The following is a 13,712-nucleotide window of genomic DNA, read 5'->3' on the forward strand; positions in this document are numbered from 1 at the left end:
GGGGCACTGCCATGGCCAGGGCAAAGCGATTCGGCATCAAGAAGCGCGAGAAGGGCATCAATGTCACGCCTTTCGTGGACGTGCTGCTGGTGGTGCTGGTGATCTTCATCCTCACCAGCAACGCCTCCATTCCAGGCATCCAGGTGAACCTGCCCAAGGCCAGTTCCAGCATGGCCCTGGAAAAACCCAAGACCAAGGCAATCACCGTGGACAACAACGGCCAGGTGTTCCTGGACGCCTATCCGGTGAGCCTGGCCGAACTGGAAGACCGGTTGCGCACCGAGAAGGCGCTGACCCCGGATTTCCCGGTGATCGTGCGCGGCGATGCACAGGTGCAGTACGCCCGCGTGGTCGAGGTGCTGGATCTGTTGCGTCGCATCGACCTGAGCCAGGTGGGCCTGGTCACCGGAAAAGTGCAGGGGTGAACACGTGACGCCACTCCATTCCCACGCTGCCCGCGCGGTTCCCGCATGGCGGCGCTGGTGGCCCTTGCTGGTGGTGCCCGCCGTTGTCGCGCTGTTGGCGCTGCTGGTGTGGCTGCTGCTGTTCAAGAACACCGCCAGCACGCGGCGGCCTGTGGCTGAGGTGCCGATGGTGATGTTGCCACCCCCGCCGCCGCCACCGCCGCCGGAACCTGAGCCCGAGCCGGAAGCCAAGCCGGAAGAGGTGATGCCCGAACCGGAGCCGCTGGACGAAGTCCCCAAGCCGACCGAAGAAGCGCCCACCCCGGACACCGCTGACCCGGTGACCATGGACGCCGACGCGCAGGCCGGTGGCGACAGCTTCGGTATCCAGTCCGGCAGCGGCGGTGGCCGCAGTGGCACCGGCAGCGGTGGCGCCGGCAACGCCAGCTATGGCCGCTATCTGGGCTATGTGCTGCAGCAGGCGGTCGCGCGCGACGAGCAGGTGCGGCGGTTGGCGTTCCAGCTGACGGTCAACATCTGGCTGGACGCCGACGGCGCGGTAAGCCGAGTCGAACTGCTGCGTGGCAGCGGCAATGCCGACGCCGATGACCGCGTCCTGCAGGCGATCCGCGCGGTCGGCCGCATCGACGAGCGCCCACCGGCATCGCTGGATTTCCCTGCGCGTGTGCTGGTACAGGGCCGCCGCCCAGGCGGCTGAACACCGCCATGAGCTCTTCCCATCGAATTTCCCTTTTCTGCGAGCAAGCCGATGACCCGTTCCAACTCTTATTCCGTGCTGCGGCACCTGCGTCGCTCTGCGGTGGCCACCGGCATCGTGCTGGTGCTGGCCAGCGGCGGCGTCCATGCCCAGCAGGGCGGTGCTGAAAGCACCCTGATCAAGCTGATCCGCGGCCTGATGGACAGCGGCGCACTGACCCAGGAAGCCGGCCAGGCCCTGTTGCTGGAAGCACAGCGCGATGCGGGTGCCGTCCCCGTGGCCAGCACGGCCGGTGGCACCGCGCAGGCCGGCGATGTGCGCGTGCCGTACATCCCGCAGACCGTGCGCGATGAGATCCGCGACGAACTGAAGGCCAGCGTGATGGCCGAAGCCAAGGCCAGTGGCTGGGCTGCACCGGACCAGGTGCCGGAGTGGACCCAGCGCCTGCGCGTGCAGGGGGATGTGCGCGTGCGCAACGAGAGCCGCCTGTATTCCGAGCGCAACAGCGACATCGAAGTGGATTGGGCGCGCATCAACGCCGGCAACGGCTACGACGTCAACGGCAATACCCATCTGGGCCTGCCGCCGCTGCGCAACAACCGGCAGGACCGCAACAATTCCTGGCGCATCCGCGCGCGGCTGGGCGTGGTGGCCGATCTGGGCGAACACACCCGCGCCGGCGTGCGCCTGGCCACCGGCAACGACAATGGCCCGGTGTCCTCCACCCAGACCCTTGGCGGCGGCCTGGCCAAGAAGGATGTCTGGCTGGACCAGGCCTGGCTGTCATGGGCGCCGGTGCAGGGACTGGAAGTGATCGGTGGCCGCTTCGGCAATCCTTACTGGTCCACCGACACCCTGTTCTCCAACGACCTCAATTTCGATGGCGTGGCGTTCAAGTACCGCCAGGCGTTGGGCGATGACGGCCTCTCGTTGTTCGCAACGCTGGGCCTGACCCCGCTGGAGTATTCCTCCGACGGTTTCCCCAATACCAGCCAGAGCAAGATGAAGAGCGAGAACAAGTGGCTCAATGGCCTGCAGGTGGGCGCGGACTGGCAGTTCGGCAACGAGCAGAGGCTGCGCGCGGCCGTCGGTTACTTTGATTTCCGCAACATCGCCGGTGAGTACTCGCAGCCCTGCGCGCTGTATGCCGGTGCCGATTTCTGCAGCAGCGACTGGTCACGACCCGCGTTCATGCAGAAGGGCAACACCCTGATGCTGCTGCGTAACATCGCGTTGAACCCGCTGGACCCGGCCAATACACCGATGCCGCAGTACGTGGGCCTGGCATCGGAGTTCGAGCTGCTGGACCTCAACCTGGCCTGGGAAACGCCGCTGTTCGCCGGCTACGCATTGCGTCTGGAAGGCCATGGCATCAAGAACCTGGCCTTCGATCGCAACGCCATGTGGCGGCGCGCACAGGGCGGTGTGGTCACCAACCTGGCCACGGCCGCCAACGGCGTTGCCGGGCCGCAGGACATCGACAGCGGCGACATGGCCTACATGGCGCAGGCCACCTTCGGCCATCTTGCGTTGAAGCAGGCCGGCGACTGGAACCTGTGGCTGGGCTACAAGCGGCTGGAGGCCGATGCGCTTCCCGATGCGTACAACGATTCCAACTTCCATCTCGGCGGCACCAATGCCAAGGGCTACTACCTGGGCAGCTCGTACATGTTCGACAAGAACGTGTCGTTGACCGGACGCTGGATGGCGGCCAAGGAAATCACCGGTGCGCCGCAGTCCATCGATGTGTTCCAGCTGGAAGTGAACGCCGGCTTCTGATGTGTTGGCCGGCGTCTGCGCCGGTCATTTTCCCCGCACTCTGGATGCAAACTGAAATGATCGAAGACTCCCCACTGTCTGTTGCCGAGGGTTCTGCCGCGGAAGCACTGCTCACGCAGGAAGGGGCCCCCCCGCTGCACCCGCCGCTGTACCGCGCGCCGGTCATGCTGTCGTCGCGCGACCACGCAGGCTGGCGTCTGTTGCCCGGCGATGCCGCCTTCGCTGCGGCCAGCCATGCCGTGCCACTGGTGCTGGGCGAATTTGCCGCTGCTGCCCGTTGCTATCCCCTGGTGTTTGTTGGCGAAGAAGCCGCGCCGATGGCAGTACTGGGGCTGGAGGCCGAGCACAATCGGTTCGTGGTGGCCGACCGATGGCAGAGTGGCGCCTATGTTCCGGCCTACGTGCGCCGCTATCCGTTCGTGTTCGCGCGTACCACCCAACCCGATGGCTACGCATTGGCCATCGATGCCGACGCCGCGATGCTGCGTACCGGGGGTGACGAAGGCCAGCCACTGTTCGAGGCCGATGGCCAGCCCAGCGAGCTGACCCGCCAGGCGTTGCAGTTCTGCGAAACCTTCACCGGCGAAGCCACCGCGACCGCCGCCTTCAGTGCGCAGCTGCTGGCTTCGGGGGTACTGGTGGAGCGCCAGGCCGATGTGGCGCATGCCGATGGTCGAACCTCCAGCCTGCTCGGCTTCCAGGTGGTCGACGGCGAACGTTTCGCCGCGCTGCCCGAGGCGACCGTGCTGGCGTGGCATCGCCAGGGGTGGTTGGCGGCGGTGCACTTCCACATGGCCTCGCTGGCGCGCTTCAAGGATCTGCTCGAGGGCTGACTTCTTCCAACGGGCGACTGGACAGGACAACGACACGGACGTCGTGGGCCGCGCATGCCGCGCGGCCTGTTGCCGCGCCATGGCAGGTGGGAAGACCTCGCCCTGGCCACCGCGGCTGCCTGTCCGGTGCCCGACCTTTGTGTGGCGCAGCGTCGAGCCATGCTCGACTGACATCAACACGAATGCAGAACGCTGCCTGGCATCGCGGTCACCCGCTAACGCGTCATCTTGATCTGGGTCAGCCGTCCGCCAGACGCCCGGGCATGCGGAACGCGGAACAGGGCCCCGGGTTGGATCAGTTCTGCCTGCTGCATCATCTTGGGCCACCACTCCAGCAGTCGCGCGGCACGATCATAGTGGCTCAGGGTGTTCCATCCTTTGGCCAGCACAAACACTGTCAGTCCGAGGCGTGAAATGGCTTCACGTTCCGCGGGTCTGCGCTGGTGATGATCCTGGGTAACGTGAACGCGGATGTCGCGCTGTATGGCCGCCTCGAACAATTCCAGATCGGTTGTGCCTGGCTCCACGAATTCCCTTACGTGGAAAACCTCGTGATCCTCACTGCGTGCAATCGCGTCGATGGCCCGCGCCAGCCCAGGCGGAAGGTTCTCGTCGATCTGCGCTTTCAAGGTGCCGTCCCGCGTTCAAACGTGAGTGCTTTGCGGACTGCTGCAAGCGGCAGGTCATACAGGCGGGCGACCCGCCGCTCGTCGCCGCCTTCAGCGTGCAGCGCCTCGACGATGGCGATCGTTGGCACACCCGATTCGGAGAGTATGGGCTGACCGAAGCTGCGCTTTGGATCAAACACCACCGCCCGGGATCCCTTGAGGGGAAACCAGCGCTCGGCGCGATCATCGATACCCAACTCGATGCCGTCGCGCAGTGATGGCGCGATGACCTTGCGCATGACGTCCTGGCGCTTTACCACGTCGACCAGCGCCGCATCACCGCTTTCATCCAGAAGTTCCATGAAAATCCGGCGGCCGTCGGTCTTGAAGCTGGTGCTGGTGAAGGGATACTCCTTGCCCAGGCGCTCATGCAGTTCGCCGATGGTGCGCCGGATCAGATTGAGCGGGACGCCACATGCCACGAAGGTACGGACGAAGCGGAGTTCAATCAGATCGCGAAAACCGATTCCGTCGATGTCTGAGCCCGCCCACTGCGACGACCAGAGCGGTGGATGGGTCTCACGCTGGCCTTGCCGGCGGCTCTCATACCCCTTCACCCATCGTCGAAGCTCGGATGGCTTGCCGCCAATGAAGCGCGCGGCGTCGGCATACGAATAGAGGCCGACGCCAAGACTGTCCCGTGCGGGCAAGGCAATTCCCATGCTGGCGAGTCTACTCAATGTCCGGGAGCGGCGAGCGAAGGTCCTGATCGTGCGGTGCAGATGTCTCCACCGATGAGACAGGGCGCACGCTTCGACCATTCCAGTCAGGAAGCGACCAGGTCGAAATCGTCACAGGGAGATGGCGCGCCCGGAGGGATTCGAACCCCCGACCAATGGCTTCGGAAGCCACTACTCTATCCGGCTGAGCTACGAGCGCGTGGTGGAACCGCCGCGCCACCGACCAGTGCCGGGGCGGGCATCGCAGCGCCATGAGGCGGTGCGGGATGGGCATTCTATCCAGTTTCGCCGCACAAATCTCCCCCCACGGCAAAGTCGGCCTGAAGGCACAGGAGTATCCTAGTGCCATGGCTGATACCCCCCTTACTGCGCCGCACTCGCCGGCGACGCCGCGCTGGCGGCATTACTGGACGCTGATGCGCGCCGATCGCCCGATCGGGACCCTGCTGCTGCTGTGGCCGACCTGGTGGGCGCTGTGGCTGGCCGCCGGTGGCCTGCCGCCGCTGTGGACCCTGTTCGTGTTCAGCGCCGGCGTCTGGCTGACCCGCTCGGCCGGTTGCGTCATCAACGACTACGCCGACCGTTGGCTCGACCCGCACGTGGAGCGCACCAAGGCGCGCCCGCTGGCAACCGGCGCCATCAGTGGCCGCGCCGCGCTGGTGCTGTTTGCGGTACTGATGCTGGTGGCCTTCGGCCTGGTGTTGACCCTGAACGGCCTGACCATCGGCCTGAGTTTCATCGGCGTGTTCCTGGCCGCCAGCTACCCGTACCTGAAGCGCTACACGCACCTGCCGCAGGTCTATCTGGGCATGTCCTTCGGCTGGGGCATCCCGATGGCGTTCGCCGCCGTGCAGGGCGAAGTGCCGCTGCTGGGCTGGCTGCTGTACGCCGGCAACATCCTGTGGTCCACCGCCTATGACACCTGGTATGCGATGGTCGACCGCGAGGACGACCTGAAGATGGGCTCGCACTCCACCGCGATCCTGTTCGGCGATCTGGACCTGGTCATCCAGGGCGTGCTGTACGCATTGTTCCTGGCCACGATGGCCCTGGTGGGCGTGCGTGGCGGGTTGGGCGGGTATTACCTGGCCGGTGTGGCCGTGGCCACGCTGCTGGTGGTGTACGAGTTCTGGATCTGCCGCAACCGCGAGCGCGGCCCGTGCTTCAAGGCCTTCCTGCACAACAACTGGGTGGGTGCCGCGTTGTTTGCCGGCATCGCGGTCGATCTGGCGCTGCGCTGAGAAGGCCGCCGGGCCATGCCCGGCGGGCAGTCACCTAAGACCAATAGGTGGCTGACAGCCCGCGCCCCACCACCCAGAATCGGGCCATTGAATCCGGGAGAGCAGGCGATGGCCTCGACAGCAGCAGTACAGGACGGCTGGATGGCGCGCGCCGCGTTGCGCTCGGCCGCCTGGGCGGAAAAGTGGTTTCCCGATGCGTATGTGTTCGCGGTGCTTGGCGTGGTCATCGTCGCACTGGCGGCGATGGGCATGGGGGCAACGCCACAGGCCACCGCCAGTGCCTTCGGCGATGGCTTCTGGAGCCTGATTCCGTTCACCATGCAGATGGCCTTCGTGGTCATCGGCGGCTATGCCCTGGCTACCGCGCCGGTGGTCGCACGCTTCATCGATTTCCTCGCCCGGGTGCCGCGCACCGGCCGTGGTGCGGTGGTGTACGTGGGCCTGGTCAGCATGCTGGCCTCGCTGCTCAGCTGGGGCTTCTCGCTGGTGTTCGGCGGCCTGCTGGTGCGGGCGCTGGCTCGCCGCACGGAACTGCGCATGGACTACCGCGCCGCTGGCGCCTCGGCCTATCTCGGTCTGGGCGCGGTGTGGGCAATGGGCCTGAGTTCATCGGCCGCGCAGCTGCAGGCCAACCCGGCCAGCATGCCGCCGGGGCTGGTGGAGATCACCGGCGTATTGCCGTTCACCGAAACCATTTTCCTGTGGCAGTCGATCGCACTGACCTCGGTACTGATCCTGGTCTCGCTGCTGATTGCGTGGCTGACCGCGCCGGCCGCCGCCAGTGCGCGTACCGCCGAAGACTTCCCCGGCGCCGCCCAGGCCGAACCGGAACCGCTGCAGCGGCGCACGCGCCCCCGGTGAGTGGCTGGAATACAGCCCGGTGCTGACCATCCTGCTCTCGTTGCTGGCCTTCGGCTGGCTGTTCAATGAATTTGCCAACAAGCCGCTGGTCAGCGCGATCGCCAACCTCAATACCTACAACTTCCTGTTCATTTCGCTGGGCCTGCTGCTGCACTGGCGTCCGCGCAGCTTCCTCAATGCGGTGGCCAAGGCGGTGCCCAGCACCACCGGCGTGCTGATCCAGTTCCCGCTGTACGGCGGCATCGCGATGATCCTCACCCATGCCGCCGGCGGTGACGGGCAGACGTTGGCGCACCGGCTGTCGAGCCTGTTCGTGCATGTGGCCAGCACCGACAGCTTCGCGCTGGTGATGGGCGTGTACTCGGCGGTACTGGGCTTCTTCGTGCCGTCCGGTGGTGGCAAGTGGATCATCGAAGCGCCGTACGTGATGCAGGCCGCCAATGAGCTGAAGGCGCACCTGGGCTGGGCGGTGCAGGTCTACAACGCAGCCGAGGCGCTGCCCAACCTGATCAATCCGTTCTGGATGCTGCCGCTGCTGGGCGTGCTGGGCCTGAAGGCGCGCGACATCGTCGGCTTCACCTTCATCCAGCTGCTGGTGCACATCCCGCTGGTGCTGGGCCTGCTGTGGCTGCTGGGCATGACCCTGGCCTATGTGCCGCCGGTGATGCCGTAACCGCAGGCAGTACATCGCAAGCCGGGGCCTGACCGGCGCGCCATGCGCGTGCTGGCAGGCCGCAACCTGCTGAATAGGTCTGTTGCTGAGCGCGGCATGAGCACATGCCAAACCCGTATGAATCCTTCAGTGGCTTGTGCCACTAGGCGTCTGGCGTGTTCATTCACGGCTGTACACACAGCTGTAGCTGCGCACCCACGCGTGATTAACCAACCGCTGCAGACGATGGCCCCGTCCACCGCATTTCGCGAGTGGCTTTGGAGATCGGACATGGCACAGCAGAACCAGAACCCGAACCAGAAGCAGCCGGGCCAGCAGAACCAGCAGGATCAGCAGCAGGGCCGCGACCAGCAGCAGCAACAGCAGCAGGAACAGCAGAAGCGCAACCAGAACCAGCAGCAGGGCGGGCAGGACGAGGAAGAATGACCCTGGCTGCGGCCACGCGTGAATCCCGGAGCCCCGCCCTGTGCGGGGCTTCTTTCATTCCAGCACACCCACCCGCTGCAGCACTGCCGCGGCGGCCATGTCGTTGGGGTTGGTACCCGGCAGCCCCTGGGGTACATCCATGCCCATGCCGCGGTACAGGTCAACCCAATGCCGGGAGATCTCGCCGGTCTGCGGGTTGCGGAAGTTCATCGGCTGCAGCGCGAACACGTGGTGTGCACGGAAGGCGCGTTCGATGAAGTCCGAACAGTAGTAGCTGTCTTCGTTCAACACATACGTGGTGTTGTACGGTCTGCCCAGCATCGTGCGAGCGGTAGCCACGGCATCGGCGATGGCGTGCGGCGGCGGTGCACGCAGCCGATAGACCACGATCTGCCGATGCTTGTCGCGCGCTTCCTGCTGGAAGTCGGCCAGAGCCTGCTGGCGCGAGCCCTTTTCATCGGCATGCAGCACCTGCAGTTGGCGGTGCGCCCTGGCCACCAGCGCCACGTGATCGAAGCTGGGCGCATCCTGCCTGCTGGTCGCATCATCGATGGCCGCGCTCAGTCCGCCATGGCCGGCGGTGACGAACAGCAGGTCGCCGTCGCGTACTTCCACAGCTGCCGCCAAGGCGGGCCACAGGGTGGGCAGAAGCAGGCTGAAGACAAGCAGGAGCGCGCGCATGGAAACCCCAGGCAGGAAGGCGTAGCAGCGTAGTCTACCCGGGTGCCCAAGGCAGTCAGCGCAGGGCGGCAGCGGCTATCCTTGCCTCTCCCGGCCCGTACCGATCGGTGCGTGTCCACCCCGGAATCAGGAGGATCCCGTGAACATGCTTTCCCCGGCAACCGCACTTGCCCTCGCCGCTGGCATCATGCTGGCCGGCTGCAGCCCCGCGCCGCAGGCCGCGCCTGCCGCCCCGGCAACGCCCACACCCGACGCAGCGGCAGCGCTGGCAACGGCCACCCCGGCGGCACCGGCGGTGCAGGGCACAGCAACCGCCGCTGCCTGCCCGCACCCGGCGTTTGACAGCTTCCTGCAGCACTTCGGGCGCGAGATCATCCTGCAGGAAGCATCCACCGCCGACCCGCTGCTGGACAGCCATGTCGATGCGGACGCACAGCCAGAGCCCGTCACGGTGGTAAGGAAGGTGCCGCTGGCCGACGTGGAATGGCCGGTGATGCCCAATCCGTCGTCATTGCCCGGCCAGGGACGCGAAATGTCCGTCACCCGTTTGCCGGATGGCCAGATGGAAGTGCTGATGCGAACGCCCAACAGCAGCGACCAGCAGCGCTACACCTTTGCGCAGGCACCTTGCTGGCAGCTGGTGCGGCGCGACGACGAATCGATCTGAGCGCGCAGGCAACCGGCTGATCCTGCACAGGCGGGCAGGGCGACAGCTGCTAGGCTCGATGTCCGCGACAGGCAGGGAGACGCCGATGCAAGCACGCAGGACGCACATCATCTACACCGCCATTGCCACGTTGTTGGCGATGGCGACCACCGGCACGGTGGCTGCGCAGTCGTTGCACGCCGATGACCGTGCCTATTTTTCCAGTGCGGCTGCCGAACAGACGGCACGCACCGCGCTGGGCGAACAGGTTGCCGCGTTGCAGGGCACAGCGGCCAGCGACCCGGCCACGCGCTTCCGTCGTGCCGAAGTGCTGCAGGCAAGCTGCCTGCGCCATCACGCTTATCTGCACCTGCAGGCCGCCCGCAATGCGCGTGATCGCCGTCCGGCGCAGGCACTGGACCAGGTGATGGGGCTGTGCAGCCGCATCGCGCGAGCCGCGCGGGCGGCGCTGCGTGATGCGCCGGCAGACGCGGCATGGGTGGCGCCGTATGGTTTCATGCGCGCCCGCGCGCTGCAGGAAGGCGCGGCGCCGGCCAACCCGGCGCTGGATGATGCCGTGGATGCGCTGGCCGACCCGGCGCTGGATACCTTCGCGCGCCTGCGCCGGCAGATCATGCACAGCGCGCAGTTCCCGCAGCTGCAAGGCGATGGCCGCCGCTGGGATACCGGTACCGACCGGCTGGCCCTGGCCCAGCATCCGGATCGCGCGCTGCGCGAAGCCGGTTGGAAAGGGTACTGGCAGGGCCTGCAGTCGCGCCGCGATCCGATGGCCTCGGTGTTGCTGGGGCTGGTACAGGTGAATGATGCCGCCGCACGCCTGCAGGGCGACGGTTCGGCCACCGCGCGGGGCTACCGCCGCATGGGTCTGGATACCACCACGGTCGACACCACGCTGGCCGCGATCGAACGTCACGCGGCCGCGCGCCGCACCTACCAGGACATGCTGCTGCAGCACGCTGCACACAGCGGCCTGAGCTCGCCGCAGGTGTGGGATACCACCCTGCCCGATGCCGGCTACACGCCGCCGGTGCTGACGCTGCCGCAGCTGCGCGATACCGCCGCCGACGCCATGCAGCACCTCGGGCCAGACTATGTGGCCGAACTGCGCGCCCTGCTGGACCCGGTAAACCGGCGCATGGATCTGGCTACCACGCTGGGCAACCGCAGCCAGGACGCCTTCCAGCTCGCGGCACCCGGCGTGCCGTCGCTGCTGTTCGTGGGGCGGCGCAGTGGTGATCTGGAAAGCGACGTGGAAATCGTCCATGAAGCCGGGCATGCCGTGCACGGGCAATGGATGCAGCGCGGCAATGCATCCCCCCTGCAGCAGAACGGCAGCCAGTGGCTCACCGAAGCGTTTGCCATCTACAACGAGCTGCGCTTCCGCGACCAGCTGTACCAGCAGGCGCACGACCCGCGCGCCAAGGCCTATTACCTGAAATCGCTGCTGGATGACATGGTGCTGCAGCTGTTCACTGCTTCGGAGGAAGCGCAGCTGGAGCAGTCGATCTACCAGGGCGTGGCCAGCAACGCACTGGGCACGGCCGATGATCTGGATGCGCTCACCGGCAAGGTGCTGGAACGTTTCGGCCAGCAGCCGGAACGCTACCCGCAGCTGCGCAACACCTGGATCAGCAAGCGCCTGATGTATGACGACCCGCAGTACCTGGTCAACTATCTCTACGCCGGATTGCTGGCGGTGCAGCTGTATGTACAGGACCAGCAGGACCCGGACGGGTTCCGCCAGCGTTACCTGGCCGTGCTGGGCGAAGGCTTCGACCGTGCGCCGCAGGAGCAGGTGGCGCAGCTGCTGGGCCATGCACCGGACTGGCCAGCGCTGGTGGATGCGGACCTGCGGGTATTTGCGCACAACGTTGAACAGCTGCAGGCCCTGCATGCACAGATCGAGGCAGGGCAGGGCACATGAGCCGCACAGCGCTGGGGTCTGTTCTGCAGCGTTGCGGCTGGCACCTGCTGCTGCTCTGCCTGGTGCCGCTGTGGGTACTGGCGGCCGTGCCGATCCCGCCGCTGGACGATCCGGTGGTGGACACCGCCGGTGCACTGTCGGCCAGCACCCGCGCCACGCTGCGTGAGCAGGCGTTGCAGCTGCAGGCACGCAAGGGCGCACAGCTGCAGGTGCTGGTGGTGCCCAGCGTGGGCGACGAGGGCATCGAAGCCTATGCGCAGCGTGTGTTCGAGCAGTGGCAGCTGGGGCGTGCCGGTGTGGACGATGGCGTGCTGTTGCTGCTGGCCGTGCAGGATCGGCGCGTGCGCATCCAGACCGGCTACGGGCTGGAGGGCAGCATTCCCGATGCCTACGCCGCGCGCATCATCGACAAGGCCATCGTGCCGCGCCTGCGCGAAGGCAACCTCGACCAGGGCGTGCTGGACGGAACCCAGGTGCTGGTAGCGCTGGTGGATGGCGAGCCCTTGCCGCCCTGGGAAGACGCTGCGCGCAACGTCCTGCCGCCGGACTGGCGCACGGCCGATACGATCGTCGCCCTGACCCTGCTGGCCGGCTTCCTGGCCGGCCTGTGGCGCTCGCCCCCACGATTGCGGTCGACGAAAACCGAGGCCGATTTCATCGGCAGCCGTCGCGAGCGCCGACGCCAGGCGCAGGCTGCCAACGCCGTGGCTCCCGTACAGGGCGGGCCACGGCTGTCGGCGTGGGCACGCCTGGCGTTGATGGCGACGGTGATCGCCACCGGCCTGTTGGCGGCCGCCCTGCTGTTGCCGCGTTATGTGTTGCCCGGTCTGCTGTTCGTGCTGGGCATGGGCGTGCCGGTGACCACCCTGCTGGGCTGGTGCTGGCGCCGCAGTCGTGGCCTACGCATCGTGCTGCGCGGCATGCTGGTGGTCAGTGCCGGCTTCGTCGTGGTGATGCTGGTACGCGGCCAGTTGCCGCCCAGTCTCGCCCTGCACCTGCTGCTGAACCTCGCCGCCGGAATTGCCGCCATGCTGGTGTTCTTCCTGGTACAGGCCTGCCGCGCGCGCTGGCAGAAGAACCGCAACAGTTTTGCCGTGCGCCTGGTGCTGCTGCTGCTGTTGACCGGCGGGTACGCGATTGGCGCACTGCTGGCGATCGACCGTGCCAGCGACGAGAACGCACGGCTGCTGGCAACGATCATCTCCAGCGCATGCACGCTGTTCCTGTACTTCATCTGGGTGTTCACCATGCTGCCGGGCGAGAAGGTACGCGCTGGCCGGGGTTCTTCCAGCGGCTACCGCTCCTCGTCGGGATCGTCCTCGTCCAGCTCGTCGTCCAGCAGCTCCAGCAGCTGGTCCGGTGGCGGTGGTCGCAGCGGTGGCGGCGGTGCCTCGGGCAGCTGGTAGATCAGGCGGCCTGCACCCGCCAACCCAGCGCGGCATCCCGCAGTTCGCCGCTGCCGCTGATATCGCCCACCGTCAGCTCAAGCCCCTGCGCATTGGGCAGATCCTTCTGCTCGGGGAACCAGCGGCGGTCGGCGGCGACCACGATCAGCAGGCCATCGTCATCGCCCATCGGCGCGAACTGCGGTGATGGTTTACTGAGGGGCTGCAGGCCGAAGCGCTGGCTGGCCTGTTCGCGCACCGCATCCACGTCGTGGCTGGGCAGGCCAACCTCGCTCAGGCAGGTCATCTCGCTGCCATGGAAGTCACCGCTGCGATCGCCGGCGGGCAGCCGCCGGCGCCCGATCAGTTCAAGAATCAGGCCATCAGGTCCGGTGAAATACACCGACTGCGATTGCCAGTTGCTTTCCAGCGCGAAGTAATCGATGCCTTCGGGACTGCGCTGCAACGATGTGCGCGCACGCAGCCAGGCAATGGCGTCGGCAAAACGGTTATCCGGCACGTTGAAGGCCAGGTGCACGCCGCCCACTGCAACACCCTCTGCAGGCAGCAGCTGGATCGTGCTCCAGCCGATCCGCACACGGTCGCCATCCACCTGCAGTTGCAGGACATCGCGGAAGTAGCTGGCGACGGCAGCAACATCGGAAACGGGCAGTGCAAGGTGCAACAGGCGCATGGTCGAATCTCCTCGGAACCCAGTGGCCAGTCTAGACCTCCGTGCCTTCGGCCGACGTCGTCGTCCGCGCAACGAATC

The 13,712-nt window shown here is 66.6% G+C and carries 13 protein-coding genes, 1 tRNA gene and 1 pseudogene; 10 read left to right on the top strand and 5 right to left on the bottom strand.

The window, feature by feature from the left end; translation table 11 throughout:
• The first annotated feature begins 11 nt into the window (after positions 1 to 11).
• Genes ACVOLJ_RS02735 through ACVOLJ_RS02750 form a run of 4 tightly spaced genes read left to right on the top strand, consistent with a single transcriptional unit; the run spans position 12 to position 3,734 of the window.
• Positions 12 to 425, top strand: a complete 414-nt coding sequence (locus tag ACVOLJ_RS02735; RefSeq protein ID WP_475278663.1) for an ExbD/TolR family protein — start codon at positions 12 to 14, stop codon at positions 423 to 425.
• Between the two features lie 4 nt (positions 426 to 429).
• The gene (locus ACVOLJ_RS02740) at positions 430 to 1,122 is read left to right on the top strand and encodes a TonB family protein (RefSeq protein ID WP_475278662.1); all 693 of its coding nucleotides are present in this window, start codon (positions 430 to 432) and stop codon (positions 1,120 to 1,122) included.
• Positions 1,123 to 1,173: 51 nt separating this feature from the next.
• Positions 1,174 to 2,901: a putative porin gene (locus tag ACVOLJ_RS02745; protein ID WP_475278661.1), complete on the top strand. Its 1,728-nt coding sequence runs from the start codon at positions 1,174 to 1,176 to the stop codon at positions 2,899 to 2,901.
• A gap of 56 nt (positions 2,902 to 2,957) precedes the next feature.
• A complete protein-coding gene (locus ACVOLJ_RS02750; RefSeq protein WP_475278660.1) occupies positions 2,958 to 3,734 on the top strand; it encodes a SapC family protein in 777 nt (258 codons plus the stop codon).
• 215 nt (positions 3,735 to 3,949) lie between these two features.
• On the opposite strand, the gene ACVOLJ_RS02755 is transcribed toward ACVOLJ_RS02750, so the two are convergent.
• The 3 genes from ACVOLJ_RS02755 to ACVOLJ_RS02765 form a co-directional block, all read right to left on the bottom strand.
• On the bottom strand, positions 3,950 to 4,363 hold the full coding sequence (locus ACVOLJ_RS02755) for a DUF5615 family PIN-like protein (RefSeq protein WP_475278659.1): 414 nt from the start codon (positions 4,361 to 4,363) through the stop codon (positions 3,950 to 3,952).
• Positions 4,360 to 5,064: a DUF433 domain-containing protein gene (locus ACVOLJ_RS02760; RefSeq protein ID WP_475278658.1), complete on the bottom strand. Its 705-nt coding sequence runs from the start codon at positions 5,062 to 5,064 to the stop codon at positions 4,360 to 4,362. Before ACVOLJ_RS02760 ends, ACVOLJ_RS02755 begins: the two co-directional genes overlap by 4 nt.
• A gap of 140 nt (positions 5,065 to 5,204) precedes the next feature.
• Positions 5,205 to 5,281: transfer RNA gene (locus ACVOLJ_RS02765), tRNA-Arg, on the bottom strand.
• Positions 5,282 to 5,378: 97 nt separating this feature from the next.
• On the opposite strand from ACVOLJ_RS02765, the gene ubiA reads away from it, so the two are divergent.
• The 3 genes and pseudogenes from ubiA (at position 5,379) to ACVOLJ_RS02780 (ending at position 8,283) form a co-directional block, all read left to right on the top strand.
• Positions 5,379 to 6,323, top strand: a complete 945-nt coding sequence (gene ubiA / locus ACVOLJ_RS02770) for a 4-hydroxybenzoate octaprenyltransferase (protein WP_481563438.1) — start codon at positions 5,379 to 5,381, stop codon at positions 6,321 to 6,323.
• A 108-nt stretch (positions 6,324 to 6,431) separates the two neighbouring features.
• Positions 6,432 to 7,857, top strand: a pseudogene (locus ACVOLJ_RS02775) (short-chain fatty acid transporter).
• A gap of 270 nt (positions 7,858 to 8,127) precedes the next feature.
• On the top strand, positions 8,128 to 8,283 hold the full coding sequence (locus ACVOLJ_RS02780) for a hypothetical protein (RefSeq protein ID WP_481563403.1): 156 nt from the start codon (positions 8,128 to 8,130) through the stop codon (positions 8,281 to 8,283).
• Between the two features lie 54 nt (positions 8,284 to 8,337).
• Here the strand turns inward: ACVOLJ_RS02780 and ACVOLJ_RS02785 are convergent, their stop codons facing one another.
• Complete coding sequence (locus tag ACVOLJ_RS02785) at positions 8,338 to 8,964, bottom strand: YiiX/YebB-like N1pC/P60 family cysteine hydrolase (RefSeq protein WP_475278655.1); 627 nt, start codon at positions 8,962 to 8,964, stop codon at positions 8,338 to 8,340.
• A 145-nt stretch (positions 8,965 to 9,109) separates the two neighbouring features.
• On the opposite strand from ACVOLJ_RS02785, the gene ACVOLJ_RS02790 reads away from it, so the two are divergent.
• From ACVOLJ_RS02790 to ACVOLJ_RS02800, 3 genes are all read left to right on the top strand, one after another.
• Positions 9,110 to 9,631 (top strand): hypothetical protein, encoded by a 522-nt coding sequence (locus ACVOLJ_RS02790; RefSeq protein WP_481563439.1) that lies wholly within the window; start codon positions 9,110 to 9,112, stop codon positions 9,629 to 9,631.
• An 85-nt stretch (positions 9,632 to 9,716) separates the two neighbouring features.
• Complete coding sequence (locus ACVOLJ_RS02795) at positions 9,717 to 11,555, top strand: M3 family metallopeptidase (protein WP_481563404.1); 1,839 nt, start codon at positions 9,717 to 9,719, stop codon at positions 11,553 to 11,555.
• Entirely contained in the window at positions 11,552 to 12,961 is a 1,410-nt protein-coding gene (locus ACVOLJ_RS02800; protein WP_481563405.1) for a TPM domain-containing protein, read from the top strand. The genes ACVOLJ_RS02795 and ACVOLJ_RS02800 overlap by 4 nt, the downstream gene beginning before the upstream one ends.
• Before the next feature lies 1 nt (position 12,962).
• Here ACVOLJ_RS02800 and ACVOLJ_RS02805 read toward each other — a convergent pair whose 3' ends face one another.
• A complete protein-coding gene (locus ACVOLJ_RS02805; RefSeq protein ID WP_481563406.1) occupies positions 12,963 to 13,634 on the bottom strand; it encodes a VOC family protein in 672 nt (223 codons plus the stop codon).
• Positions 13,635 to 13,712: the final 78 nt, after the last annotated feature.

It is taken from the genome of Stenotrophomonas sp. STEN046 (genome assembly GCF_056759755.1).

Bases quoted from the DNA above. Each gene is read 5' to 3' on its own strand.
- ACVOLJ_RS02745 (WP_475278661.1), top strand. From the start codon at position 1,174: ATGACCCGTTCCAACTCTTATTCCGTGCTGCGGCACCTGCGTCGCTCT.
- ACVOLJ_RS02760 (WP_475278658.1), bottom strand. From the start codon at position 5,064: ATGGGAATTGCCTTGCCCGCACGGGACAGTCTTGGCGTCGGCCTCTAT.
- ACVOLJ_RS02750 (WP_475278660.1), top strand. From the start codon at position 2,958: ATGATCGAAGACTCCCCACTGTCTGTTGCCGAGGGTTCTGCCGCGGAA.
- ACVOLJ_RS02795 (WP_481563404.1), top strand. From the start codon at position 9,717: ATGCAAGCACGCAGGACGCACATCATCTACACCGCCATTGCCACGTTG.
- ACVOLJ_RS02780 (WP_481563403.1), top strand. From the start codon at position 8,128: ATGGCACAGCAGAACCAGAACCCGAACCAGAAGCAGCCGGGCCAGCAG.
- ACVOLJ_RS02800 (WP_481563405.1), top strand. From the start codon at position 11,552: ATGAGCCGCACAGCGCTGGGGTCTGTTCTGCAGCGTTGCGGCTGGCAC.
- ACVOLJ_RS02790 (WP_481563439.1), top strand. From the start codon at position 9,110: ATGCTTTCCCCGGCAACCGCACTTGCCCTCGCCGCTGGCATCATGCTG.
- ACVOLJ_RS02805 (WP_481563406.1), bottom strand. From the start codon at position 13,634: ATGCGCCTGTTGCACCTTGCACTGCCCGTTTCCGATGTTGCTGCCGTC.
- ACVOLJ_RS02785 (WP_475278655.1), bottom strand. From the start codon at position 8,964: ATGCGCGCGCTCCTGCTTGTCTTCAGCCTGCTTCTGCCCACCCTGTGG.
- ACVOLJ_RS02735 (WP_475278663.1), top strand. From the start codon at position 12: ATGGCCAGGGCAAAGCGATTCGGCATCAAGAAGCGCGAGAAGGGCATC.